The 26,536-nt window shown below is 53.0% G+C and carries 16 protein-coding genes; 15 read left to right on the forward strand and 1 reads right to left on the reverse strand.

What is annotated here, in order from left to right:
- The first annotated feature begins 87 nt into the window (after nt 1-87).
- The 5 genes from addB (at nt 88) to JOE45_RS00855 (ending at nt 14,771) form a co-directional block, all read left to right on the forward strand.
- Nucleotides 88-3,801 (forward strand): helicase-exonuclease AddAB subunit AddB, encoded by a 3,714-nt coding sequence (addB, locus tag JOE45_RS00835; protein ID WP_210021988.1) that lies wholly within the window; start codon nt 88-90, stop codon nt 3,799-3,801.
- Nucleotides 3,801-7,769: a helicase-exonuclease AddAB subunit AddA gene (addA, locus tag JOE45_RS00840; RefSeq protein ID WP_210021986.1), complete on the forward strand. Its 3,969-nt coding sequence runs from the start codon at nt 3,801-3,803 to the stop codon at nt 7,767-7,769. Before addB ends, addA begins: the two co-directional genes overlap by 1 nt.
- 12 nt (nt 7,770-7,781) lie before the next feature.
- The gene (locus JOE45_RS00845) at nt 7,782-8,954 is read left to right on the forward strand and encodes an exonuclease SbcCD subunit D (protein ID WP_210021985.1); all 1,173 of its coding nucleotides are present in this window, start codon (nt 7,782-7,784) and stop codon (nt 8,952-8,954) included.
- A gap of 77 nt (nt 8,955-9,031) precedes the next feature.
- Nucleotides 9,032-12,487 (forward strand): AAA family ATPase, encoded by a 3,456-nt coding sequence (locus tag JOE45_RS00850; RefSeq protein WP_210021984.1) that lies wholly within the window; start codon nt 9,032-9,034, stop codon nt 12,485-12,487.
- Nucleotides 12,488-12,590: 103 nt separating this feature from the next.
- Nucleotides 12,591-14,771, forward strand: a complete 2,181-nt coding sequence (locus JOE45_RS00855; RefSeq protein WP_210021983.1) for a stalk domain-containing protein — start codon at nt 12,591-12,593, stop codon at nt 14,769-14,771.
- 88 nt (nt 14,772-14,859) lie between these two features.
- On the opposite strand, the gene JOE45_RS00860 is transcribed toward JOE45_RS00855, so the two are convergent.
- Entirely contained in the window at nt 14,860-16,785 is a 1,926-nt protein-coding gene (locus JOE45_RS00860; protein ID WP_210021982.1) for an FAD-dependent oxidoreductase, read from the reverse strand.
- Nucleotides 16,786-17,422: 637 nt separating this feature from the next.
- Between JOE45_RS00860 and JOE45_RS00865 the strand changes: the two genes are divergently transcribed.
- From JOE45_RS00865 to JOE45_RS00910, 10 genes are all read left to right on the forward strand, one after another.
- Entirely contained in the window at nt 17,423-17,767 is a 345-nt protein-coding gene (locus JOE45_RS00865; protein ID WP_210021981.1) for a histidine triad nucleotide-binding protein, read from the forward strand.
- 130 nt (nt 17,768-17,897) lie between these two features.
- The gene (rpsU, locus tag JOE45_RS00870; RefSeq protein ID WP_010491812.1) at nt 17,898-18,071 is read left to right on the forward strand and encodes a 30S ribosomal protein S21; all 174 of its coding nucleotides are present in this window, start codon (nt 17,898-17,900) and stop codon (nt 18,069-18,071) included.
- Between the two features lie 12 nt (nt 18,072-18,083).
- A complete protein-coding gene (locus JOE45_RS00875) occupies nt 18,084-18,527 on the forward strand; it encodes a GatB/YqeY domain-containing protein (RefSeq protein ID WP_210021980.1) in 444 nt (147 codons plus the stop codon).
- A 128-nt stretch (nt 18,528-18,655) separates the two neighbouring features.
- Nucleotides 18,656-20,047, forward strand: coding sequence for an NfeD family protein (locus tag JOE45_RS00880; protein ID WP_210021978.1), 1,392 nt, complete (start codon nt 18,656-18,658; stop codon nt 20,045-20,047).
- A 28-nt stretch (nt 20,048-20,075) separates the two neighbouring features.
- A complete protein-coding gene (gene floA, locus JOE45_RS00885; RefSeq protein ID WP_210021977.1) occupies nt 20,076-21,068 on the forward strand; it encodes a flotillin-like protein FloA in 993 nt (330 codons plus the stop codon).
- A gap of 29 nt (nt 21,069-21,097) precedes the next feature.
- The gene (locus JOE45_RS00890; RefSeq protein ID WP_210021976.1) at nt 21,098-21,574 is read left to right on the forward strand and encodes a hypothetical protein; all 477 of its coding nucleotides are present in this window, start codon (nt 21,098-21,100) and stop codon (nt 21,572-21,574) included.
- A gap of 184 nt (nt 21,575-21,758) precedes the next feature.
- The gene (yqfC, locus tag JOE45_RS00895; RefSeq protein ID WP_210021975.1) at nt 21,759-22,037 is read left to right on the forward strand and encodes a sporulation protein YqfC; all 279 of its coding nucleotides are present in this window, start codon (nt 21,759-21,761) and stop codon (nt 22,035-22,037) included.
- Between the two features lie 21 nt (nt 22,038-22,058).
- On the forward strand, nt 22,059-23,240 hold the full coding sequence (gene yqfD, locus JOE45_RS00900; RefSeq protein ID WP_210021974.1) for a sporulation protein YqfD: 1,182 nt from the start codon (nt 22,059-22,061) through the stop codon (nt 23,238-23,240).
- A 63-nt stretch (nt 23,241-23,303) separates the two neighbouring features.
- Nucleotides 23,304-24,266, forward strand: a complete 963-nt coding sequence (locus JOE45_RS00905; protein WP_461479639.1) for a PhoH family protein — start codon at nt 23,304-23,306, stop codon at nt 24,264-24,266.
- 20 nt (nt 24,267-24,286) lie between these two features.
- Nucleotides 24,287-26,533: an HD family phosphohydrolase gene (locus tag JOE45_RS00910; protein WP_210021973.1), complete on the forward strand. Its 2,247-nt coding sequence runs from the start codon at nt 24,287-24,289 to the stop codon at nt 26,531-26,533.
- Nucleotides 26,534-26,536: the final 3 nt, after the last annotated feature.

The raw sequence follows: 26,536 nt of genomic DNA on the forward strand, positions 1-26,536 counted from the left end.
GACCAAAACCTACCTTTTCCCATCAAGTGCGGATTTTTGGTAGAATAATAGAGTTAATGTAAATGATACGGAACGGAGGAAGCGATCATGGCTTTTCGTTTTGTGCTTGGCCGTGCCGGGAGCGGGAAAACGACATTTTGTCTAAATGAAATCAAACAAAGGCTCATGGAGAAGCCGGAGGGGAGACCGCTGATATGGCTTGTGCCGGAGCAGGCGACGTTTCAGGCGGAGTATGCGCTTGTATCCGCACCTGAGCTTGGGGGAACGCTTCGGGCGCAGGTTCTTAGTTTTCGCCGGTTGGCCTGGCGGGTGATGCAAGAGGTCGGGGGCACGGCTCGTCTTCCGATTGATGAAACGGGGAAAAAGTTGCTGCTTCACCGCGTTATACATAGAAACAAGGATCGGCTGCGCCGATTTCAAGCTTCTGCGGATCAAATGGGGTTTCTGGACAATTTGAATCAACTGTTCAGCGAATTCAAGCGCTACTGTGTAACGTCTGAAGGCCTCAGCCGGTTTTATTCGGAGCGTTTCGGCTCCCTCAGTGCTTCAGGCGGTTCATTGGAGGATAAGCTGCACGATCTGCAGTTGATCTATGGCGATTTTGAAATGGAGCTGTCAAAGCTTTACTTGGACGGAGAAGATTATTTGACCTTGCTTGCCAAGCAGCTTGGCGAATCGGATTATGTACATGATGCCGAGTGCTGGGTAGACGGGTTTCACGGGTTTACGCCGCAGGAATTCGCGGTACTGGAGCAGCTTGCGCAGAGGGCAAGGAATGTGACGCTAACGCTATGTCTCGATCGGCCTTACTTGAATGGGGAAGGTCTTTATGAGCTAGATTTATTCCATCCCACGGCACGCACCATGCTGGAGCTTCAGGAGCGGCTGCGGCAGCAAGCGGTCGATGTAGCGGAGCATATTGTGCTTTCAGACTCCCCTCCTGCACGGTTTGGGGACAATCCGATGCTCGCTTATCTGGAAGCGCATTGGGGAGATCGGGTCAAGAAGCCATTCACCGACAAAGGGGAGGTTAACGGAGGTTCGTCCGTCCGGATCTCCGCAGCGGTAAGCCGAAGGGCCGAGGTGGAGGGATTAGCCCGGGATATCGTGAAGCTTGTGCGTGATGGAGGGCTGCGTTGGCGCGATATTTCCGTCTCCGTCCGAAGCGTGGAAGCTTACGGTGATCTGCTGGCCGGAACGTTCCGTGATTACGGCATCCCCCATTTCTTCGACCAGAAGCGTTCGGTGATGCATCATCCGGTGGTGGAGCTGATTCGCTCGGCACTCGAGACAGTGCTCAATTATTGGAAATATGATGCCGTTTTTCGATGCGTCAAAACAGGCTTGTTCCTGCCGTTTGCTGAGGAAAGGGACCCTCAGGGAGGGAAGCTGCGGATCGACCGTCTCGCAATGGATCAGTTGGAAAACTATGTATTGGCCTTCGGCATTCAAGGCTCCAAATGGACAGATCCGAAGGATTGGACCTACTCCAATAGAACGAACCTGGAGCAGGATGAAGCGGAAGCACGAGCTGCTGACGAGGCTTTTTTGACTAAAATCAATGCCTGTCGCAGGGCGGTAGCCGAGCCGCTTATGGAGCTGCAAAACAAGCTGCGTGAGAAAACAACGGTACAAGACCGCGTACGAGCGGTATACGAACTGCTTATCAGGCTTCAAGTGCCTGAACGGCTGGAAGCGTGGAGTCAGGCGTCACTGCGGTGCGGTGAACCGGAAAAAGCCAGGGAGCACGCACAGGTATGGGAGCGGATCATGGATGTGTTCGATCAGCTTGCCGAGCTGATGGGGGAGCAGTCCACATCACTGGACTTATTCGCGGAGTTGATCCAAACAGGGTTTGAGAGCATCAAGCTCGGTCTTGTTCCTCCGACATTGGATCAGGTGTTGATCGGGTCGATGGACCGAACCCGTTCCGGACGGGTGAAGCACATGTTTGTACTCGGGGTGAATGAAGGCGTCATGCCCGCCAAAATTACTGAAAGCGGCGTGCTGACGGAAGCGGAACGGGAGAGGCTCGGTTCGGCGGGTCTTCAGACTGCTGAAGGAAGCCGAAGACGGCTGCTTGATGAGTCGTTCTTGATCTACTGCGCGTTCTGCACTCCGTCAGACGGATTATGGCTCAGCTATCCTTTGGCCGATGAAGAAGGGAAATCGCTGCTTCCTTCCGATGTGATCCGGCAAATCAAGCGGTTGTTTCCGCACACTCGGGAGCGGCTCTTGTTTAATGATCCGGCTTCGGATGCATCCTCCGGCGAGCAGCTCGAATATGTGGCGCATTCGGACAAAGCGCTATCGCTGCTGGTTGTGCAATTAAAGCAGTGGATGCAGGGTTCCCCCATGAGCGGGGTATGGTGGTCCGTATACAATTGGTTTGCCCGGCAGCCGGAATTCGGCTGGAAGCTTTCCCGAATGATTCAATCGCTGCTGTATACGAATAAGGCACCGGCTTTAAGCGATCCGACCAGCAGGCAGCTGTACGGAGAACATATCGAAACCAGCGTGTCGCGGATGGAACGGTTTGTCGCTTGTCCATTCTCCCAATTCGCTTCTCATGGGCTGCGGCTGAAGGAACGCCGCATTTTCCGGTTGGAGGCACCCGACGTAGGGCAGTTGTTTCATGCGGCCTTGAGCAAGTTTGCGGAGCAAGTGGAGATGGAGGGAGTGGATTGGGGGGCGCTCACTGCCAGGGAGAGCGAAGAGCGCGCCGCGCTGGTGGTCGATGCGCTTGCGCCTAAGCTGCAGGGCGAAATTCTTCTCAGCTCCAAAAGGTATTTGTATATTGCCCGCAAGCTGAAGCAGGTGATTAGCCGGGCCGCCTTGATGCTGGGAGAGCATGCCAAGCGTGGGCAATTCCGCCCGATCGGACTCGAGATCGGCTTCGGAAACGGGCAGCCGATTCCGCCGCTGATTTACGAGCTGAATAACGGAGTTCGTATGGAGCTTCGCGGAAGGATCGACCGGATCGATCGCGCGGATACCGAGCAGGGAACGCTGCTGAGGGTGATCGATTATAAATCAAGCGCCAAAATGCTGAACATGGCCGAAGTGTATTACGGGCTTTCCCTGCAAATGCTTACCTATTTGGATGTGATCCTGACGCACGCGCCGATATGGCTGGGCAAAGAAGCGGAGCCCGCCGGAGTCCTTTATTTTCATGTACACAATCCGATATTGAATGCCAAAAACGGACTGACTGTCGAACAGATCGATAAGGAGCTGAAGAAACGCTTCAAAATGAAAGGGCTGCTTAAAGCTGATCCGGAGGTGATCGGGCTCATGGATAGCAGTCTGATCGGGGCAAGCGGGCATTCCGAGCTGCTGCCGGCAGCGCTCAAAACGGACGGCAGCTTCTATAAAACTTCTTCTGTTGCATCGGAAGCGCAGTGGAATACGGTTAGAGGCTATGTTAGACGAACCATACGCGAGATCGGCACGTCCATGACGGATGGGCGCATCGATATTGAACCCTATCGAATGGGGCAGTCAATCGCCTGCACCAACTGCTCCTACAGGTCGGTATGCCAGTTCGACACGCAGCTGGAAGGCAACGATTATAAGGTGCTGCCTCCGATAGGCAAAGATTTGGTGTGGGAGCTGATGGAGAAACAGGCTGAACCGAAACGGCGCGGGTCTGTTTCAGGTTTTAGGCCGGCGGCGTCCCGAATCCTGCCGCTTGCCGCACTGGAGATCGCAGCTTCAACGGAAGACGAATCGGACGCTCTCACAGAAGACGAGTTGAATTCCACGTCCGGCCGTAAAGAAAACGATGGAGGAGAGACCTGATGACTGTAACGTTTCCAAAGCCTGAGGGCAGCACTTGGACGGATGACCAATGGAACGCGATCTCCGTTCACGGGCATTCCATCCTGGTGGCCGCCGCCGCCGGTTCCGGCAAAACGGCCGTACTCGTAGAGCGGATTATCCGGCGCATTTCCGATGAAAAAGATCCGATCGATGTGGATCGGCTGCTTGTGGCTACATTCACCAAAGCAGCGGCTGCGGAGATGCGTCACCGGATCAGCGAAGCTCTGGAAAAAGCGCTCACGGCCAATCCCGATTCCGATCACCTTCGGCGTCAATTGGCCCTTATACCCAGAGCATCGATTACGACGCTGCATTCGTTTTGCATGGAAGTTATTCAAAAGCATTATCAGCTAATCGGCTTGGATCCGGGGTTTCGCATTGCGAACGAAACAGAAAGCGCGCTGCTGCGTCAAGATTTGCTTGAGGAGCTTCTTGAAGAGCGATATGGAGATGCTGCCGAAGAAGATCCTTTCTGGCGGTTGGCGGATGCATTCAGCGGTGATAAAAGCGACGATGCGCTTTTTCAGTTGGTGCAGCGGCTGTACGACGATTCCCGCAGCCACCCTTGGCCGCAGCATTGGCTTGAAGAAAGTGTACGAAAATTCGAGGATTGTTCGGCACTAGCGGAGAATCCGTGGATGCCCAGCTTGCGGGCGTATATCCGGCTGGAACTGCAGGGGTTGTCCGCTTTACTTCAAGATGCCTTACGTACAGCCCAGGAACCCGCCGGACCCGAACCGTATTTGGGAAATTTGAATGACGATATGAGTATCATTGAATCGCTGCTTGAAGCCGCAAATGGATCATCCTGGGAGCGCCTTTATCAAGCGCTTCAGGGGGCAAGCTTCGGGAAGCTGAAGCCCTGCAAAGGAGATCAGTACGACAAAGAGCTGCAGGAGCAGGTGAAAGAGCTTCGTAATGAGGCCAAAGAGAGGCTGGGAGACCTGAAGGAGGAGCTGTTTGGGCGAACGCCGGAACAGTATGATGAGGAGCTGAGAACGATGGCTCCGCTCATGAGGACTCTTGCAGATTTGGTGATCGAGTTTGCTGATCGGTACCGGAAGGCCAAGCTGGCCAAAGGTCTCGTCGATTTCGCCGATCTGGAGCATTACTGCCTGCGCATCCTAAGCTCGGAACAATCCTCTCCGGGAGCCCCGGTGCCTTCTCAAGCGGCTTTGGAATATCGGGAGCAGTTCGTCGAAGCCTTGCTTGACGAATATCAGGATACGAACCGCGTGCAGGAGGCGATTGTCGAGCTGATATCGCGGGAGGCTCCCGGTAACCGGTTTATGGTCGGCGATGTGAAGCAAAGCATATATCGGTTTCGTTTGGCGGAGCCGAGTTTGTTTCAGGAAAAATATAAAAGCTTTAAGCTGGACGGAACGGATCCGGGCAGACGCATTGATTTGGCCCGTAACTTCCGCAGCCGACGCCAAGTGGTGGACGGTACGAATTATATTTTCCGCCAGCTGATGAATGAGACCGTGGGTGAAATCGCCTATGATGAAAGAGCGGAGCTCGTATATGGCGCGGGATATCCGGAAGCGGAGAAAGGGAGCTTCGAGCTGGCCTCCGAGCTTGTTCTCATTGATAGGACGCCCTATGACGAGAGCGCGCCGGGCCAGAAGCCGGAAGGCGAAAGGGTAACGGAGACGGACAACGTATCGGAGACAGACAGCGCTTCTGAGGATGAGGCAGAAAACGTGCGTGAGCTAGAGGCGGCGCAGTTGGAAGCCCGGTATATTGCACAGCAGATTTGCCGCATGATGGGGATGGATGGCGGCGAACGGTTTCAGGTGTTCGATAAATCCGTGAAAGGACTGCGGCCGGCAGATTTCCGGGATTTTGTCATTCTGCTTCGCGCCACTCAGCAGTGGGCTCCTGTGCTGATCGAGGAGCTCCGGCAGCAGGGCATCCCGGCCTATGCGGAGCTGAATACCGGTTATTTTACGGCAACGGAGATTCAAGTCGTTTTGTCGCTGCTCAAGATCGTCGATAATCCGTATCAGGATATTCCTCTGGCCTCGGTGCTTCGCTCGCCAATCGTGGGGATGGATAACGAGGAGCTGGCTCATGTACGGATATGCAGCCGTCACGGTGCTTTTTTCGATGCGGTGAGAGCGTACGCCCGAAAAGATGAAGCGGAGACGGAGGGAGGGGACGATTTACCGGGTCAAGGCGGCTTGAAACCATCTTGCGATGACGAAGGCGCGTTTGTCCGGAAGTCCGAGATTCAACACAAATTAAGGTCTTTCCTTGAACAGTTAAAGCACTGGAGATTGATGGCGCAGCAGGGATCGCTGGCAGACCTGATCTGGGACATCTATCGGAAAACAGGCTATTTTGATTTTGTGGGCGGACTGCCGGGCGGACAGCAGCGTCAAGCGAACCTGCGTGCGCTGTACGATCGGTCACGCCAATACGAGGCGACATCCTTTAGGGGCTTGTTCCGTTTTTTGCGGTTTGTTGAACGCATGCAGAAAAGCGGAGGCGATCTGGGCACCGCCAGAGCGTTGGGAGAGCAAGAAGATGTCGTAAGGATCATGACGATCCACAAAAGCAAAGGCTTGGAGTTCCCGGTCGTATTCGTTGCCGGAATGGCAAAGCAATTTAATCGCCGGGATTTGACGGACAGCTTCCTGCTGCACAAGGAGCTCGGCTTCGGTCCGAAGCTGACCGACCCGAAGACTCGCGTTAGCTATCCGACGCTGCCGTGGCTCGCCATCAAGCGCAAAATCCAAATGGAGATGCTTGCCGAGGAAATGCGTGTGCTGTATGTGGCGCTCACCCGCGCGAGGGAGAAGCTGATCCTGGTTGCTTCGGTCAAAGGGCTTGAAAAACAGCTTAAGGCTTGGAGCCGGTTTGTTCTGCATGACCGCCTGGAGCTTCCGGATGATGCGCTGGCCAAAGCCAAGTGCTATCTGGATTGGATCGGCCCCGCGATGATACGTCACCCGGACGGAGCACCGCTTCGAGATGGAGCGGGCATCCTAGAACCGGATCATTCGATTTTGAAGGATGAATCTTCCGAGTGGAGAGTGCGTCTCATCATGCCGGAGCTGTTCGCCGGTATGGCGCAGGCAGCCGCTGGGATGAGTCCTGCCGACTCACGGTGGCAGTCCGTGGTTCGCTTGGAGCCGGTGGACGATACCGAGCAGTGGGAGCATGAAGTGTGGAGGCGGTTGTCATGGGACTATACCCAAAAGGATGCCACGCTTCTCTTGTCCAAAACATCGGTAACGGAGCTCAAGCGGCTGTCCGAGCATCATAAGCTGCTTGAACTGTTGTCGGATGAGCCTGCAGCGACCCTATGGCCAGGCACGGAGCCAGAACAGGCGTCCAGTCAAAAGGAAGGTTCTGGAACCGGTCAGACGGCATTCCGGCGAATGATTGTCCGAAGACCTCGTTTCATGGAGCAGAGGGAGCTGAATGCGGCAGAGCGAGGCACGGTGTTTCACTCCGTCATGCAGCATATTCCGCTGGATCGTCAGCCGTCGGAGGAGGACGTTCGGGAAACGCTTGCCGGCATGGTGTCGCGGGAGCTGCTGACCGTAGAGCAGCAGTCTCTGGTGGACCCGGCGGTGATTGTATCGTTCTTCCGCAGCGAGCTTGGACAGCGGCTGCTTCAAGCCAAACGGGTGCACCGGGAGGTGCCGTTCAGCTTCGGACTGCCAGCGCAGGATGTGTATGGCGCTGAGCAGGGGGGCATGTCGGAGGAAACAGTCATGCTGCAAGGGGTGATCGACTGCTTGATTGACGAGGAAGATGGTCTTGTTCTGCTCGATTACAAGACGGATCGCTTGAAGGGGGCTTCGCCTCACCGTGTGGCAGAGACGTACCGGATGCAGCTTGACTTATATGCAAGGGCCGTGGAGACAGTTTGGAAAAGACCGGTCATTGGAAAATACATCTTTTTATTTGACGGAGCTCATGTGGTGCAGCTATGAAGGAGGATGGGCATGCGGATATTGCATACGGCGGATTGGCATTTCGGCAAGACGTTAGAGGGAAGAAGCCGGCTGCCGGAGCAGGAAGCTTTTATCGATGAGCTGGCGGCGATAGTAAAGGATCAGCAGATTGATTTAGTGCTGCTTGCAGGGGATATCTATGATTCGGTCAATCCGCCTGCCGCTGCCGAGCAGCTGTTTTACGATGCATTGGCCAGACTCTCCGATCAGGGGAGTCGGCCGGTGTATGTCATCTCAGGGAACCACGATCATCCCGACCGGCTGGCAGCGGCCGCTCCGCTTGCGTTGGACTTGGGCGTGACGTTAGTCGGCCTTCCGGAGGCGAGGGTGCATCATGCGGCTGTCAAGCGAACGGGGGAAACCGCGGTCTTGTTTGCGCTCCCTTATCCGTCTGAATCACGCCTTCGCGAGCTGTTGTCCGAGGAGGCGGAGGAAGGGCTGCTGCGTTTCGCGTACTCGGAGCGCGTGAAGCATATCGTGCAGGAGCAGGCGAAGCATTACCGGAAAGACACGGTCAATTTACTGATGAGCCATCTGTACGTTCTGGGCGGCAAAGAAACCGACTCCGAACGGCCGATCCAGGTAGGCGGCGCCTACACGGTCGATACGGAAGCGTTGACGGCTGGGGCGCAGTACGTAGCGCTCGGCCATCTGCACCGTCCGCAGTACATCCGCTCGGAGACGATGATGCGTTACAGCGGCTCGCCGCTGGCGTACAGCTTCTCTGAAGCGGGACAAGCCAAATCGGTGACCGTGCTTGATATAAAGCCGGGTTCGGTCCCGCTGGTGGAGGAGATATATCTATCCTGCGGCCGCCCTTTGGTGGAATGGAAGGCCAAAGGGGGACTCTCTGAAGTTCACCGTTGGTTAGATGAGGGGAAAGACGCGAACGCCTGGATCGATCTGGAAGTACATCTTCAAGAGACGATGTCCCTTGAACAAATTCATCAGCTTCGTCTGGCACGCGAGGGGTTTATTCACATCCGTCCGGTTTATCCGGAGCTTCAGCAAGAGGCAATGGAGGCCGTTTCCGCATCAAAGCTGCCCATGGACGAGCTGTTCCGGCGGTTTTACGAGCGGCAAACCGGCGGCGCGCAGCCTGAGCCGGAGCTGGTTCGTTTGTTTATGGAGCTGTTGGCTTTGGAAGAGGACGAGGCAGTGTAAATATAGATCGTTGAGCGAGCATCGGTTGTTCAAGTGCAGCAGGGTTCGTTAGATTTGAACAAAAAGGAGGCTTCGGCATGCGGCCGATTCAATTGCAAATCGCCGGACTTCAGAGCTATCGGGAAGCGCAGGAGATTGATTTCACCGCGCTTACGGGCGCAGGGGTATTCGGCATTTTCGGACCGACGGGCAGCGGCAAATCGACTCTGCTTGATGCGATTACGCTGGCGCTTTTCGGTAAGGTGGAGCGCGCTCCCGGCGGTACGCAGGCCATTATGAATCAGGCGGAGCAGACGCTGTCCGTCTCGTTCACCTTCGAGCTGGGCTCCGCTAACGGTGCCATGCGTTACCGGGTAGACCGTCAATTTAAGCGGAACGGGGAAGTTTCTGTGCTGGGCAGCCTGTGTCGTTTGATCCAATACCGGGATGGCGAATCCCTTGTGCTGGCCGATAAAGCGGGAGAAGTCAACCAGCATATACAAGAGATCCTGGGCTTGTCGATGGCGGATTTTACCCGTGCGGTTGTGCTGCCGCAGGGGAAGTTTGCTGAGTTCCTGACGCTCGCCGGCAAGGACCGGCGGGCGATGCTGCAGCGCTTGTTTCATCTGGAGCCATACGGAGACAGGCTCAGCGGCAAGACTTCTGGGCGTCATAAGGAGACGGACGCGGCGATCAAGGAGCTCCAGGCGGAGCAGCAGGGCTTAGGCGACGCCTCGGAGTTGGCGCTGGCGCAAGCGGAGACGCGGCTTAGTGAAGCGCGCTCGGCGGCTGGCGTGCTGCGTGAGCGCCTGGCCGCCTGCGAGCTGCGCGCCGCCGAGCTGCGCACCGTGCGCGAGCTTCAGCGCGAGCGCGCCACAGTCGCTGCGCGTCAGGCAGCGCAGGCCGCGCAGGCGCCGCACGTGGCGGCGCTCGCCGGACGCCTAGCGCGTGCGGCGCAGGCCGAGCGGCTGCGTCCGCTGGTGCGCCGGCTCGCCGCCGCCGAGGTGCAGCTCGCGCAGCAGCGCTCGGCCGCAGCCGCTGCGGCGCAGGCGCTAGGCGACGCGCAGGGCGCGCTGGCGCAGGCGCAGGCAGCGCAGGCCGCTGCGCGCGAGGCGCTGGCCGCGCAGGAGGCGCCGCTGGCTGCGCGCCTCGAGCAGCTGCGCCAGGCGGCGGCGCTCGCGGCCGAGCTCGCGCAAAGCCGCGAGCGGCTCGCCGCGCTGGCCGCCGAGGCCGAGCTGCGCCAGGCGGAGCTCGCGGGCCTGCGTGCGGAGCAAGCGCGCGAGACCGAGCTGCGCGAGAAGGCGCTGCAGCGGCAGGCGCAGCTCAAGGATGAGTTGAAGCTTGTCGAGGTGTCCAGCGCATACAGAGAGCGGCTGCAGGAGGCGCTGCAGGAGAAGCGTGAGCTCGACCGGCTTGCGAAACAGAACGGGGAACAGCACGCAGAGCTGGCAAGCCGGCAAATCGAGCTGGAGCAGCTGAGGAAATCGCTGGAAACGCTCGGGCAAACGGAGCGTGAATGGGCGGGGAGAGGAGCTGCCTGGTTCGAACGGCTGTCTTCTTTACATACGGCATGCCATCAAACGGAACAAAAGCTTTCAGCGATGCAGGGTAAAATCCCCGAACAAATCGTCAGGCTGAAGAGCATGCAAAAGCAGGCCGAACTAACGGCGATGGCGGAAGTGCTGGCGATTCATTTGCATGAGGGTGAGGCTTGTCTGGTGTGCGGCTCCTCGGTTCATCCGAAGCCCGTTTTGGAGCGTGGGGGATTATCCACCGCGGAGAGCCGCGATAACATTCAGGATGAGGCTGTAGCTCAGCTGGAGCGGCAGCAGGACGAAGCCCGGGGGCGGCAGCTTGACCTGCGCCAACAGCTGCACGCTCTGCAATCCATGGAGCAGCAATGGCGTCTGGCCTCTGATGACGAAGGGCGGCAGGGCGAGGGTGATATGCTGTTCGCTCAGAACGAAGCGGCTGCGGCACTCGCTGATTCGTTCACAGAAGGAACGCCAATTTCCACTGAGCAGCTTCGACTCGTGCTGGACATGTCAACGAAAGAACTGGAGCTTGGCCGCCAGGAAGCGCAGGAGCTTCAGCAAGCTCTTCAGACACTGCTGCAGGAGAAAAAGCAGCTGGTCAAGCAGAGACATGATCTGGGAGCAAGGGAGCATACGGCCCGGAGCTTGTATGATTCGGGGTCGCATAAAGCGGCGGAGACGCTCCGTTCGCTCCAAACGCTTGGCACCGGGTGGTCCGACAGGTTTCCGGACTTTAAGCCGGAGGACGTTGCCGGTTTAGCGGAGCGGTTGAAGCAGCAGGATCAGCAGGCGGATGAGCTCAAAGGCCGATTAGAAAAAAGCGTGGAATTTTTGTCGGCTAAGCACGCGCGTATCGAGCAGCTGCAGCAGGAGCTGGGTGACCAGGAGAAGCAAGAGATCCGGATTGCCGCAGAGCAGCGAGCATTGCAGCAGCAGGTAGACGTCCAGGCGGAGCGGCTTCATGCTTGGGTTGGCAGCGAAGACGCAGGACGCTTGGCCTCCGAAACGCAGGCCAAGCTGAATGCACTGCGTACCGAGGAGCAACGGACGACAAAGCAGCTGGAAGCATCGCAATCCGGATATCAAGCGGCGGCTAGCAGCGAAGCGGCTGTCCGTCAGGCGGAGGAATCGGCGCGACTGGCTTTTGAAGAATCCGAACGTGAATGGGTTCAGCAATCATCTGAAGAAGGTTTTTCCACGGTCAAGGAAGTGACGGATGCCCTCATCTCCCCCGAGCAGCAGCGGCAGTGGAGCTCCGAGGTGGAAGAACACGGCAAGCTGGAGCACCAGCTGGCCTCACGCCTTGCGGAGCTCGATCTTGAGCTGGCGGGAAGGGCGGTCACGGATGAAGCGTGGACAGAGGTAGAGCGCGAGCTCAGTCAATGCAAGGCTGAAGATGAAGCTGCGCTGCAGACGACGGCCAAGGCGGAGAGGGATTGGGAGGATTTGCAGGCCAAGCACCAGCGCTGGCGCGAGCTGGAATCGAAGCAGGCGTCTTACCGCAGCGAACTGGCGCTGCTCGGTAAGCTGCAGAGCGTGCTTCGCGGCAACGCATTCGTCGAATATCTGGCCGAGGAGCAGCTTATGCATGTCAGCCGCTCGGCTTCCGATCGATTAGGACAGTTAACCCGGCAAAAATACGCAATCGAGGTGGATTCCGGGGGCGGCTTTGTTATTCGTGACGATGCGAACGGAGGGGTGCGCAGACCTGTGACTACGCTCTCAGGTGGCGAAACGTTCTTGACTTCGTTATCGCTTGCGCTGGCCCTTTCGACACAAATTCAGCTCAAGGGCGAGCATCCGCTTGAATTTTTCTTCCTTGACGAAGGCTTCGGCACCCTGGATCAGGAGCTGTTGGATACGGTAATCACAGCGCTCGAAAAGCTGCATACGGACAAGCTGACGGTTGGTGTCATCAGCCATGTGCCTGAGCTAAGGGCTCGTCTTCCACGACGGCTTATAGTATATCCCCCAGAGCCGGGTGGCCAAGGCAGCCGAATTTCATTGGAGACCATGTGAATGCCTTACGCTTTACCAGCGCCAAGATGGCAGACATAAGAGTGCTCTTCCAGGCATACCTGTTGTATAATATAAGGACACGCATCATCAAGGAGGTACCACAATGTCGCTACATCACTGGAAGTCGGATCGTCCGGATCGCATCCGTTGGAACGTTTTTTTTGTCCGGTCGTTGACGACTTCGACAAGCATCCGAAGGCTCAAACGCCTGCTGGCTGTGACGCTTTGCGCCGGGCTGCTTTTTTCACAGGCTGATCCGATATACGCAGACGCGATATGGGACCGTTGGAAAGCGGCCGATGCTGCCACGGCCAAAGGGAAGCCGGCGGACGCGGTGCCCCATTGGGAGTTTTTGGTTAATCATTATGCGTCTATCGGGGATTGGCAGAATGCAGCGCTCTTTTGCGGCAGACTCAATCAATATTTCGACCAAATCGGGGATTACGATAAGGCGATTCGTTACTACGTGCTGGAGAACGAGTACTGGCTCAAAGACGGCAAGGACTGGGGAGCTGTCGATTTACAGCGCGCGGAGCAAATTCGTACTACCGTGGAGGCCTATATCAGTACTTCGGATACAGAGGAGTTAAAACGGCTGGCCGCTCCACCGGATGGAAAGCTTGCGAAATTCGAGCCGGAATACGGGACGTATATCGGCATGTATTCGGAGCTAGATCCGAAAATGCTCAATTACTACACCCGATCTGAGCAAATTTACGGAAAAAAACACGCCCTTTACTTAGCCTACACCCAAGTAGGCAAGCCTTTTCCGAAGCAGTACGTTGAAAGGGCTAAGCAGGCGGGAGCTGCACTGCAGATCGCATGGGAGCCGATGGATGGACTTGATGCCGTTAAGGAAGAGACGGTACGACAATGGGCTCGTGAAGCCAAGGCGGCGGGGATTCCGATATTTTTGCGTTATGCCAGCGAGATGAACGGCAATTGGGTCGTATGGCACGGTGATCCTCAGAAATATATTCAAAATTTCCGCATGGTGCACGACATTATGGAACAGGAAGCGCCGAATGTGGCTATGGTATGGAGTCCGGGAGAAGTGCCGATGTACTCGATCCCCCCTTACTATCCAGGAGATGCTTATGTCGACTGGGTTGGCGTTAGTCTATACAGCGAGCCGTATGAGAACGGAGATCCGAAGCAGGGGAATATGCAGGCGACAAGCCCGGTGGAACGGCTTGATTATTTGTACAGGACTTATGCCGACCGGAAGCCTCTGATGATCAGTGAAACCGCCGTATCCCATTATGCGAATATTCCGAAGGAATCGTTCACCGACTATGGGCTGCTTAACCTGCAGCGGTTGTATGAAGTCATGCCTTACAAGTACCCGCGTCTGAAGTCCATCACCTATTTCAATGTCAATCTGGAAATGAGAGAATCTAAAAACAACTATTTGCTCAGGGACAACGAAGCGATGATGAAGCTATACAGCCGTATGATCGCACCGCCGTTCTATTTGACCAAAGTCCAGCAGGGAGCAAAGCCTTCGGATCATGTCGGCCATGTTCCGTTGACTGCCCGTGCGGCTATTGCCAAAAGCGCTAAAATTACGCCTTTCGTCAAAATTCCGGATATCTATATCGGGAAGCTTGAATATTACTTAAACGGCAAATTGCTCGAGACACAGACCGCCCCGCCATTCGGCATTGAGCTCAAGGCGGGCGCCGTTCCGGAAGGTTCTGTGTTAGAGATTGTTGTTTACAATAAGGACGGCCGGAGGACAGGGGCGCAATCGTTCCCATTGTCGTCGAGTGTTTCCGTTGAAGTGGACGGCAAGGATGTGAAGTTCGAACAGCGGCCGGTCATCCGGGAAGGAAATACGTTGACACCGGTGCGGGCGATTTTTGAATCGCTGGGTGCTAAGGTCGAGTGGAATGCCGATACTCGAACGGCAACCGCGCGTAAGGGAAATACGGTAGTATCCATACAAATCGGCAGCAAGTTCGCGAGTCGAAACGGAGAAACGATATCTCTTGAAATGCCCGCCCAATTAGTAAACGGGTATACGATGGTTCCGGCACGTTTTGTGGGAGAAGCGTTTGGCGGTGCCGTCAGCTGGGAAGGCACAACGCGAACGGTAGAAATCCGCAGTGAGGGCAAGGCTTCTGCTGCTAAGGTTAGCACAGCGGCAGTGCAGCGAGATTTGCTTATCCCCGAGAACCCGACTCAAGCTGAACAGAACATGGGAGCTGCGGCCTCAACTGTATTCGGATGGATTAAGCAGCAAATCGCTAAGGCAATCAAGCTGTTTAATCATGTGGCGTAAATGAGCTGAATGAAAAAAAACTGGCCACTGGCCAGTTTTTTTGCTGTAGTTATTTGGATTACATGGTTCGTTCGATGGATGAATTGTCCTACGATCCAATATTCGTTGCCAGCTCGGGTTCTTCCAAAATAGACTTGGCTGCCAGCATCGCGCTGGAGAAAGCACGTTCTGCTAGCTCCCCTTTGCCTTGGCATCCGTCTCCGCAGAAATAAAACGGCACATTCTCGATGCGGTTCGGCAGCAAATGGTTCCCTGAGATATTTTTCACACTGGCCACCATCGCTTTTTTAGAAACGCGCTTGACTTCCGTTGCCTCGCGCCAGCCAGGATAGTATTTGTCGAACAGAGCTTCCATTTGTTTTGTTTTATTGTCCAAGTAAGCTTTGCGTTCGGCTTCGTCAGCAAACTTATCGCTCAGGTAAGCGATCCCTTGAAGCAGCTGACCTCCATCGGGAACCAAGGTATGATCGGTAGCTGACACGTCGCTGATAAACAGCTTATTGTCCATATCGCTGATATAACTGAACGGCTTGGCGACGACCTGCTTCAAGCCCACATCGTATACCATGACCTCAGTAGCGGTATTGTCTTCGTACGGAGACAGAAACGGTTCCCATGGCGTAGTCTTCAGCAGCTTGCACACTTGCTGCACCGGCATGGCGAAGACGATGCGGTCGAAAGGCAGCTCTCTGTTTTTTGTTTGCAGCCAAAATTTGCGATCCGCATAACGAATGCCGTCCACGCCTTCTTGTAGAGAGATTTCCCAACGGCGTGACAGTTCTATTTTTTGCTTCAACTGGTTCGTGATCACAGCCCAGCTGCCCAAAACGTAATTAACCGGTTTTCCGGACAGGAACAGGTTATGGTAATACTCGCTAATGACCGCTCCGGAAACTTTTCTGGCTTCTTCAGGCGTGATAAAGAAATTCGAGCACACGAGATGCTCCCACAATTCCTTGACATCCTCGTCGGCGTCCGATTGTGCCAAATAATCCCCAAGTGTATCGTAGTTCCGCACATGGTGAATGTTGGCGATGATCGCCGTAATTTCCCCGACAAAACGAACCTTTTGCATCGGGTTCAAGAGCTCAGTCCTCATCAAATTGACAAAATCGAGCGGAGCAGGCGTCAGCTGCCCGTTCTTGGCATACATGACTCTGCGTTTATCGACCTGCTTGGAGCTGAAGGAAAGCCCCAGTTCTTTTTCCATCACGGACAACGAATGACGATCGATGCCATAGATCGCATGAGCTCCGTAATTTAGCGTAAAACCGGCTTTTTCATAAGTAAACGCTCTGCCTCCAAGCTGCGGACTTCGCTCGAATAATACTCCTTCCACGCCAGGATGCTCTGATAAATACGCGGCTGCGGTCAATCCCGCCAGGCCGCCTCCAATGACAGCCACCTTCATAACATGATCCCCTCTCTGATCCGGTTTGAGTGGTATCGAATCCGTATCCTGAGATGCGCGGATTCCGGTCCAAACCGGGGCCAACTGCCTGTGCATAAGTTCATTCAAATCGTCCTCATCCTGTAAACACCATAGCAGTAACGTTCCGAGATATGCGGATATCAGCATTCTCGCTTTGTTCGGATCCTGCAGCCATTGCAGAAGATGTTCATACAGAATGCGATTTTGTTCCTCAAGCGCGGCTTTGAGCGCATCGTTGTGCATCGACAACGCAATCCAGCTTCGCATTAATTTGGGCGAATACCGCAGGCTCTCAGCCAAGCTGAGGAGTAGTCCGTTGATATGATTTTCCAAGGAGGGGGGGTGACTCTGCGGGCGGTTTGCCCACGTTCGTATGATGGAAATTTGTCTCCTTGGAATTTCCAGTAGAATCTCGTCCTTGCTTTCAAAATAGTGATAAAACGTTCCTTTGGAAGTATTCGTTGCCTTAATAATATCGTCAACGGAGACTTTCTCATATCCGTGCTCGATAAATAGCTTTAAAGCAACTTCCATCATATATTCGCGTTTCTTACGGGTTGCGGCACGCATGAATTTGTTCATGAAATCCCCACCTCGAAACTTACTGACATTCATTATAAATGAAATTAGACTCCCAGTCTACATTGCGAGGCGGAATACGGAAATAAACTCCATTCATGTTTTGTATCATGCAAAATATCATGTTGCACATAATAATAATACGAACATTACAAATTATAAAGTAATATATATACGTATTTAAAATCGATATTTTTGGGATATACAGCGTAGTTTCTTGAAAAATAATAAAAATACAAACAATGATTCATGTTGTCAATTGGAATTCCTTTTTTGTACTGTATATATTTTACTTATTGTAAGATTGATTTCTAACAAACATGCGGAGGATACGTTGTACAAAATGGCTGACGGGGATTTCAGTGCAGGCTCCTTGGCGCATAAAACCTCAAAACCTTCTTATTTGTTATCTGCCATTGGGAGGAGGTAGTTTTGAAAAGGGAAGGAAAGCACTGGCCAATCATGGCCGCGAACGGTTTAAACAGGCGGTAGATTTGGTTGTTGAATGGGTGGAGCTATAAGTTGAAATGGGACCAGAAAAGACTTGTTTAATAATGGTGTTTTCTATTGGATTTTTGATGTCCGATTCGTTATGATATACAGGTAAGGTAACTTATGGGACGAAAAGAGGTGGACATCCATGGACTGCATTTTTTGTAAAATCGTCGAGGGCGCTATTCCATCAAAAAAAGTATTCGAGAATGAACATGTCTTCGCTTTTCACGATATTCAGCCGGCCGCGCCTGTACATGTTTTGATCATTCCTAAGAAGCATATTCCTTCTATGAATAATGTGGAATCAGGGGACCTGCATTTACTCGGCGAAATTCATGCCGCAGCTCAGCAAATTGCCAAGGAGCAGGGGGTATATGAAACGGGGTATCGGCTGATCAATAACTGCGGACCTGACAGTGGGCAAGTCGTTTTTCATATCCATTATCACCTGCTTGGCGGAGAAAAACTTGGGGCACTAAATGCAGGGTAATAGGGGTTCAAACGAATTATTCATTGTTTGCTTTGAATAGGTTGACACCTTGTTTTGTTTTCGCCTATAATGAAATTTGACGAATGTCTTTTGTTGTCTTGGACGGTCTGTTCGGAGGGAGGGAAAACTGGTGTCAGAAACTCGAGTTCGCAAGAACGAAACTATAGATGCTGCACTTCGCCGCTTTAAGCGCTCTATCGCTAAAGATGGCGTTTTGGCGGAGGTTAAAAAACGCAAGCATTATGAGAAGCCAAGCGTTAAGCGTAAGAAGAAGTCAGAGGCTGCTCGTAAGAGAAAGTTCTAGGAGGCTTAATCGATGAGCTTAAGCGAGAGATTAAACGATGACATGAAGCTTGCGATGAAGGGACAAGAAAAGTTTAAACTCTCCGTAATCCGTATGGTTCGTGCAGCTATCAAGAATATCGAGATAGATCAGCGTAAAACCTTAGATGACCAAGAAGTACTTGACGTCTTGAATCGCGAGATCAAACAGCGCAAAGATTCCCTCCAAGAATTTGAAAAGGCCGGTCGTGATGATTTGGCTGAAAACCTGAAGGCAGAGATTGCTATTTTGATGGAGTACATGCCGCAACAGTTATCCGAAGAAGAAGTAAAAGCCATTGTACAGCAGACCATCCAAGAAGTGGGAGCTTCTTCAAAAGCGGATATGGGAAAAGTCATGGGCGCATTGATGCCAAAGGTAAAAGGGCTCGCGGACGGCAAGCTTGTTAATCAGTTTGTCCAACAGCTATTGTCTTAACAACAACGAAAAACACTCCAGTAACGGAGTGTTTTTCTTCTTTTCGGATTATTTTATGAATCAATTGCGCACTCCACGCGTATTACCGTTTATAGGCTTATACATCATGGAGAAAAGGAGGTAAAGCCATGCGTGTTCAAACCGGTGGATGGAAGACGTATTTTTTGAAAAAATGCATCATGTTTATGCTCGCGATGACTCTGATTCTGTCGGCCATACTAATCGGACTGCCGGACATGAAGACCGCACATGCGGAAACGAAGCCTCTCGCGGCGCCGGTTGTCGTCATTCCGGTGCACCAAACCGTTGAAACTGGCCTGTACAATTTTTTGGAACGGGCGTTTCGTGAAGCGGAAGAGATGAACGCGCTCCATATTGTCTTGGACATTAACACGTTCGGCGGACGAGTGGATTCGGCGCAGGAGATCGGGCAACTGATCAAGAACAGCCCCATTCCAACTATCGCCTACGTACGAGGGAAGGCGATTTCAGCCGGCAGCTATATCGCGTTAAACGCAGAGCAGATTGCGATGGAACCTGGCAGTTCTATTGGAGCGGCTGCGGTTGTCGATATCACAGGAAATGAGATTGAGAATGTGAAGGTCATTTCTACCTGGTCTGGGCTCATGAAAGGCGCAGCCGAGATGCGAGGACGCAATTCGCAAATTGCCGAAGCGATGGTGGATAAAAACGTCGGTGTCACGATGCCCGAAATCGGAAGAACCGTGCCGAAGGGTGAAATCGTTACGTTAACGTCACAGGAAGCGTTGAAGGTCGGCTATGCGGAAACCGTTGCAGCGAGTCTGGAGGATGTCGTCAAGTTTGTCGGCGGAGAGAATCATCCGCTGATGATGATGGAGCTTAGCGTAGCCGAGAAGATCGCACGTTTTGTGACTCAACCGTGGGTAACTACTCTGCTGCTGCTTATCGGGATCGCCGGCGTAGCCATCGAGATTATCGTACCGGGATTCGGTCTTCCTGGCATTCTGGGATTGCTCGGCTTCGGTTTGTATTTCTTTGGCCATTACATCGCGGGCTTTGCGGGGATGGAGGATATCGCGCTCTTTGTGGCCGGCATCATACTACTCTTTCTGGAAATTTTCGTTTCCAGCTTCGGCATACTGGGTGTCTTGGGAGCTCTATGCTTGTTCAGCGGAGTGGTTTTGTCAGCTTACAACAAAGAAATGGCAGTGTGGAGCCTGGGAATCGCCTTTGTCTCGGCGGCTGTGATTGTCGCGATCGTGATCCGGATATTCAGGCACCGTGGTGTTTGGAATCGTTTCATCTTGAGTGAGAAGCTGACAACGGAGCAAGGATACGTGTCCGCATCGTCCCGGAAGGAATTGCTTGGCCAAACCGCTCTTGCGCTAACGCCGCTCCGGCCTGCAGGAACAGCAGCCTTCGGTGAGGAACGTGTAGATGTCGTCACTTCAGGCGAATTTGTCGCAGCTGGCCGCCCTGTGACGGTCGTTCAGGTCGAAGGTTCGCGAATCGTTGTTAAAGAATTGAAAGAAGTTTAGACGAAAAATGAGATAGGATGGTGTTTGTATGGATGCTTCTCTAATTACGTTTTTATTGCTCGTGGTGGTTGCGATCATCGCGTTGTCGGTGTTTTTCACCTTCGTTCCGGTGATGCTGTGGATTTCTGCACTCGCTTCCGGCGTGCGGGTCGGCATCATTACGCTCGTGGCTATGCGCCTTCGTCGCGTTATTCCGAGCCGGATCGTCAACCCGATGATTAAAGCGACCAAAGCCGGTTTGGATTTAAGCATAAATCAATTGGAAAGTCACTTCTTGGCGGGCGGTAACGTGGATCGCGTCGTGAATGCGCTTATTGCGGCGCACCGCGCCAACATTCATTTGGAGTTTGCACGGGCGGCTGCTATTGATCTGGCGGGCCGGGATGTGCTCCAAGCAGTACAAATGAGCGTTAACCCGCGTGTGATTGAAACACCTACGGTTTCTGCCGTAGCCAAAGACGGTATTGAAGTGAAGGTTCTTGCAAGAGTAACGGTTCGTGCCAACATTGACCGACTTGTCGGGGGTGCGGGGGAAGAGACTATCATTGCCCGTGTAGGCGAAGGGATTGTCACCACTGTCGGTTCCAGCAACTCTCACAAGGACGTGTTGGAAAACCCGGATATGATTTCGCGTACGGTATTGGGCAAAGGCTTGGATGCCGGAACGGCCTTTGAAATTTTATCCATCGATATTGCCGATGTGGACGTAGGTAAAAATATCGGCGCCATTCTGCAGACGGAGCAGGCGGAAGCAGACAAGCAGATCGCACAGGCTAAAGCGGAAGAACGCCGGGCGATGGCTGTTGCCCTGGAGCAGGAGATGAACGCGCGCGTCGTGGAGATGAAGGCTAAAGTGGTTGAAGCTGAATCCCAAGTTCCTCAAGCGATGGCCGATGCGCTTCGTGAAGGCAAAATGGGCGTGATGGACTATATGAACCTGAAAAACATCGAAGCTGACACCCAAATGCGTTCCGGTCTTGGAAAAATGAACAACCCGGATAAGAACAACGGAGACGCTTAAGCGTCTTTCGTTCGGAAAGGCGGGAATGAATGATGGGGATTATAGAGTTTATTCTCAACAACTGGTTCATTCTGGTGATTATTTATATTGTGATAAGCACCTTCACGAAAAATAAAAAAGGCAGAGCCGAACAGCCGGATAAGCCGAACCGGCCTGCAAGACCGGCTCCCGGAGGCATGCCTTCGTTCGGCGGCGACGGTCCTGGCTTGCCTAAACGCACCAAGGAGCGTCAGGGGCCCATGGCTGCACCGCCTGCCGAGAATCGAGCGATTGTTCCTCAGGAAATCCGTCAGGAGCCTGCGCCAGCACAAGCTCCGCGGCCAGAGAGGATGCAGCGGTCAAGGTCTACGCCGCAAACACAAGCATCAGGCCTCCGGAGGCCTTCCGTACGGCAGCAAAGCCCCGTGACGGCCTCGTTCCGTCCGACGCCCGAGGATTTAGCACGCGGCGTGCTATGGGCCGAGATTCTGGGCCCGCCGCGAGCCAAACGTCCTTACCGGCGGTGAAATCTTAAAGCATCTAATCACTGATCTTTTGATCAGCGGTTGGGTGCTTTTTTTATGATGGCAGATGATATTGGGCGCAGCTAAGCCTTCTAAGGGCATATTTTCAGTTTGCAGGCATATGGTGTAAATAGCCCGTGTTCTGGCTTTTGGATGCCTGAAGGGCAGTTTACGGAGGAGGTAACGTATGCGCAGATTGACCCGTAGATTCAATCAATGGACCGCCAAACTGCTCGACCTGCCTCAGGACGTAGCGATGGACTTGCCCCGCATGACGATGATCGGCAACATGCAGCTGTATATTGAAAATCACCGGGGGGTCCTGCATTTTTCAGGCGATTTGCTTACTCTGGCTTTGACAAAAGGCCGGGTTGAGGTATATGGCTCGGAGCTTGTGATACGTGCCATTTTGTCGGAAGAAGTGTTTATTGAAGGCGTGATTCGAGATATCAAATACATTCCTTAGCCCGGAAAGGGGAAGTCGAACGTGAAATCATCGTTTATCCATCGCCTGCGCGGATTTGTTCTGATTGAAGTGAAAGGCCGGCAATTGGAAGAGCTGATCAATCGCATGACGGTCATGCGAATGTCCGTCTGGGACATTCGTTATTCGGCTGAACATCAGGCCCTGATGTTTGTGACCATTCCTGACTTTTTCAGGCTTAGGCCGTTGTTAAAAGAGACAGGCTCCAGGTTCAGAATCAAGGAAAGACACGGCGTTCCCTTTTGGCTGGACAAGCTGGAGAAGCGTAAATTTTTTGTTATTGGGATGCTCGGCTTTTTCATCGGAATTTATTTGCTCTCCTCGGTTGTATGGCAGGTGCGGGTAGAGGGCAATAATGCGATTGAAACCGAACGCATTTTACAAGCCGCGCAGCAGGAGGGAATTTATAGGCTGCAGTGGAAATTCAGGCTGAAGGAACCTGAGACGCTGTCCAGATCGCTTCTCAGCCATCTGCCGGGTACGGCCTGGGTTGGTGTGGAGGTCCAAGGCACTCATGTACTCATTAAAATCGTCGAAGCTACGATTCCGGAGAAGCCGCCGCTGCTCAGCCCGCGTCATCTGGTAGCGTCCAAAAACGCGTTGGTGACGGATGTTTTTGCGGTGAGGGGCAAGCCTGCCGTGAAGACCAATAGCTATGTTCGCAAAGGAGATATACTCATCTCGGGCATCCTGGGGGATGAGACAAATCAGCAAACGGTTGTTGCCGAAGGCAAGGTGAAGGGGCTGGTTTGGTACAAGCCTACGGTAGAAGTGCCGCTGTTTTGGCAATACAAGGTCTACACGGGTGAGACGAAAACCCGATCTTTTCTCGTTTTAGGCAGCCGCGGCGTGCAAATGAGCGGTTACGGGAAAGTCCCGTTTGGACAGTATGAAACGCTTCCTGAACAAAAGTCGCTGGCTTGGCGAAATTATACGCTGCCGATCGGATGGCTTCGCGAGAAGATCATGGAAGTGAGCATGGAAGAGCAGCAGGTTGACCCAAGGGAAGCGTCGGCTATCGGACTTGAGCAGGCTAGGGGGCAAATTTTGTCCGCTGCAGGCAAAGAATCTCGAATTGTATCCGAAAAAATTTTGCATGAAAAGACAGAGAGTGGTAAAGTTTATATGGAAATACTTTTTGAGGTGGAAGAATCGATCGGGGTCGAACAACCGATCGTCCCATAATCTATAGATAAAGACGTTTTCGGAATTCTATTCACCGAAAACCCGGAGGAGAGATTAAACCTGTTGACAGATCAAGCAACCGTGAAAGTGGCGCTTAAAAATACGGCCGAAGGACTGGCCCTGTTCGGGCCGCAGGATAAGTTTTTACGCCTGATCGAAAAGGATATGCCGGCTCAGATCTTCACGCGTGAAGAAGAGATCGTGATTCAAGGTCCGGCTTCGGAGATCGCTCGCTTGGAGCATCTGTTTACCGTGCTCCTTACGCTTATCCGCAACCAGTACACGCTGACTGAGCGCGATGTGAATTACGCATTGGATCTCGCCAAAGAGATGAAGGCAGACCAACTGCTTGATTTGTTCAAAGGCGAAATCGCTGTCACGTTTAAAGGCAAACCGATCCGCGTTAAGACGATCGGCCAGAAGCAGTATGTAGATGAAATCAAGAAGAAGGACATTGTTTTTGGTATCGGACCGGCCGGAACAGGGAAAACGTATATTGCCGTCGTCCTCGCCGTCGCGGCACTGAAGGAGGGTAAAGTCAAGCGGATCGTACTTACCCGGCCTGCTGTGGAAGCGGGAGAGAGCCTTGGCTTTTTGCCGGGAGATCTCCAAGAAAAAGTTGACCCTTATTTAAGGCCATTGTATGATGCTCTTAACGATGTCCTAGGTCCTGAACAGGTAGCCAAATCACTGGAGCGCGGCTTGATCGAGATCGCCCCGCTGGCATACATGCGCGGAAGAACGCTCGACGATTCGTTTATCATATTAGACGAAGCTCAAAATACGACGCCGGAGCAGATGAAAATGTTTTTGACCCGTTTGGGCTTCGGCTCGAAGATGGTGATTACCGGTGACGTTACCCAGATTGATTTGCCGCGCGGGAAATCCTCCGGGCTAGTGGAAGCACATCGTATTCTGCGCTCGATCGATGAACTCGGCTTTATCGTTTTTGATGAACAGGACGTTGTGAGACACTCGTTGGTGCAAAAAATCATTATAGCCTACAATGAGGACAAAGAAGGCTGAGAAAGGGCTGACCTTTCGTCATGAAAAATCTCGTTTCCATTCCAGGGAAATTTCAATATCGGCTGACCGGTTGGAGACACAGCTCCGTTGTGCGCTTTCTTCTGTTTGCATTGCTTGCGCTTGTGTTTTACATTACGATGTTTCATCAGGTCGTGCCGCAAACCTATGACATTACATTAAATTCCACTGCGGAGAAAGATATTCTCTCAACGAGAGCAATCAAGAATAATGTAGCCACCGATCAAGCCAAGGAAGAAGCGGCCCAGCGCGTGCAGCTGGTCTACAAAATCGTGCCGCTCCGAAACGAGCTGGCTATAGAAGCGATTTTCGAGAAACTTCAGCAGATCAATAGCGATACAGACGTGTCGCAGACGGATAAGGTCAGCATTTATAAGACCGTCATCCCAACCTTGATTCAAGACCATCTCGACCGCCAATTAATGACGTATATGAACAGCGGACAATACAGCGACCAGCTGATGACGGAGATGAACAAAAGCTTTAGCGATCAGCGTTATCGGATTCCGGAGGAGTCGTTTTATAAAATTCCGAGATTGTCCACAGAGGACCTGAGCGTGATGGAGCCTGTGGCTAAAGAGATTGTAAGCAAGCTGATGAACGATCAGATATTCGACGCGCAGGCGGCCCGCGTGAAGGTGCCTGAGCTGGTGAACGCTTCAACATTAACGAAAAGCGTGACTCGCGAGCTAGTTCAGGAGCTTGTACGGGCCGCACTGACGCCCAATAAGTTCTACGATCAAAAGGGAACCGAAGAGGCCAAAACTCACGCGCGGGACAATGTGAAGGAAATATATATTAACAAAAATGACGTTTTGGTTTCCAAGGGTGACGAAATCACGGAGGAAGTGTACAACCGTTTAGCTGAGCTTGAACTGCTGAAGGATGACACCAGCTCTTGGCCGAATATGGGACTTTTGTTATTCGTTATTTTATGCTGTCTCGTTCTGTTCATGTTTGTCCGTCAAAGCACGCTGCCTGTAAATCATAATAACGTTCAACTGCTGATGCTGATCTTGATTATGATTCTTACGGTTGGGTTAATGAAGGTGTTCTCCATGGCCCAAAGCCTGAACTTTCCTTTCATCGGTTATTTGGCGCCGACAGCGATGGGGGCAATATTGATCACTATTTTACTTAACGCTCAGCTTGCATTTATCGCTTCGGTCGTATTCAGCGTTATCGCCAGCGTTGTCTTCAATGCGGATCATCTGTTTCCGTTCGATTTCAAATATGGCATGCTCACGCTGACCAGCTCATTTGCGGCGATATTCTCCATCCAAAGGGCAAGCCGACGCTCCTCGATCCTGAGAGCGGGGCTGATGGTTTCATTATTCGGTCTTATCCTTGTTGCGTCACTCTTGATGCTGGATGATGATATAACGCAAAGAGACGCGTTGTTTGCCACTTCCTTTGCTGTCGGAGGAGGGATGTTAACCGCAGTGCTCGTTATCGGCTTACTTCCGTTTTTTGAGGTCTCATTTGGTATTCTGTCGCCTCTCAAGCTGGTGGAGCTGTCGAACCCGAATCACCCGCTGTTGAGAAAGCTGCTCACAGAAACTCCGGGTACCTATCACCACAGCGTCATGGTAGGCAACCTGTCTGAAGCTGCGGCGGAGGCCATCGGAGCGGATGGTTTGCTCTGCCGGGTGGGTGCGTATTATCACGATATAGGTAAGACCAAGCGTCCGAGTTATTTTATCGAAAACCAGACGAATATTGAGAATCCACACGACAAAATCGATCCGGCTCTCAGCAAATCGATTATCGTGGCGCATGCCCGGGACGGTGTCGAGATGCTGAAGGAATATAACATTCCGAAGCCGATCCGTGATATTGCAGAGCAGCACCACGGCACGACGCTGCTGCAGTATTTTTATCATAAAGCCAAGAAGCAGGCGGAAGAGAAGGGCGAAAAGCCGCCGGAGGAAATCGAGTACCGATATCCAGGTCCGAATGCTCAGACAAAGGAAACAGCGATCGTCGGCATAGCGGACTGCGTGGAAGCTGCTGTCCGGTCCTTGCGCAATCCGACCGTGGAGCAGATTGATACCATGGTGCGTAAAATTATTAAAAGCCGGCTGGATGATGGTCAATACAACGAATGTGATTTGACGATCAAAGAGTTGGATCAAATTGCCAAGACGCTTAACGAAGCTCTGCTGGGTATCTTTCATTCCAGAATTGAATACCCGACCGAGATGCCGTCACAGAAAGCTGATTCGGGAAACAAGAACAAGACAAAATGAGGT

Origin of the sequence: Paenibacillus sp. PvR098, assembly GCF_017833255.1 — a bacterium.
Taxonomy (GTDB): domain Bacteria; phylum Bacillota; class Bacilli; order Paenibacillales; family NBRC-103111; genus Paenibacillus_G.

Excerpts from the sequence above, each read along its gene's own strand:
- addB (WP_210021988.1), top strand. The coding sequence starts at position 88 with ATGGCTTTTCGTTTTGTGCTTGGCCGTGCCGGGAGCGGGAAAACGACA.
- addA (WP_210021986.1), top strand. The coding sequence starts at position 3,801 with ATGACTGTAACGTTTCCAAAGCCTGAGGGCAGCACTTGGACGGATGAC.
- JOE45_RS00845 (WP_210021985.1), top strand. The coding sequence starts at position 7,782 with ATGCGGATATTGCATACGGCGGATTGGCATTTCGGCAAGACGTTAGAG.
- JOE45_RS00850 (WP_210021984.1), top strand. The coding sequence starts at position 9,032 with ATGCGGCCGATTCAATTGCAAATCGCCGGACTTCAGAGCTATCGGGAA.
- JOE45_RS00855 (WP_210021983.1), top strand. The coding sequence starts at position 12,591 with ATGTCGCTACATCACTGGAAGTCGGATCGTCCGGATCGCATCCGTTGG.
- JOE45_RS00860 (WP_210021982.1), bottom strand. The coding sequence starts at position 16,785 with ATGAACAAATTCATGCGTGCCGCAACCCGTAAGAAACGCGAATATATG.
- JOE45_RS00865 (WP_210021981.1), top strand. The coding sequence starts at position 17,423 with ATGGACTGCATTTTTTGTAAAATCGTCGAGGGCGCTATTCCATCAAAA.
- JOE45_RS00875 (WP_210021980.1), top strand. The coding sequence starts at position 18,084 with ATGAGCTTAAGCGAGAGATTAAACGATGACATGAAGCTTGCGATGAAG.
- JOE45_RS00880 (WP_210021978.1), top strand. The coding sequence starts at position 18,656 with ATGCGTGTTCAAACCGGTGGATGGAAGACGTATTTTTTGAAAAAATGC.
- floA (WP_210021977.1), top strand. The coding sequence starts at position 20,076 with ATGGATGCTTCTCTAATTACGTTTTTATTGCTCGTGGTGGTTGCGATC.
- JOE45_RS00890 (WP_210021976.1), top strand. The coding sequence starts at position 21,098 with ATGATGGGGATTATAGAGTTTATTCTCAACAACTGGTTCATTCTGGTG.
- yqfC (WP_210021975.1), top strand. The coding sequence starts at position 21,759 with ATGCGCAGATTGACCCGTAGATTCAATCAATGGACCGCCAAACTGCTC.
- JOE45_RS00910 (WP_210021973.1), top strand. The coding sequence starts at position 24,287 with ATGAAAAATCTCGTTTCCATTCCAGGGAAATTTCAATATCGGCTGACC.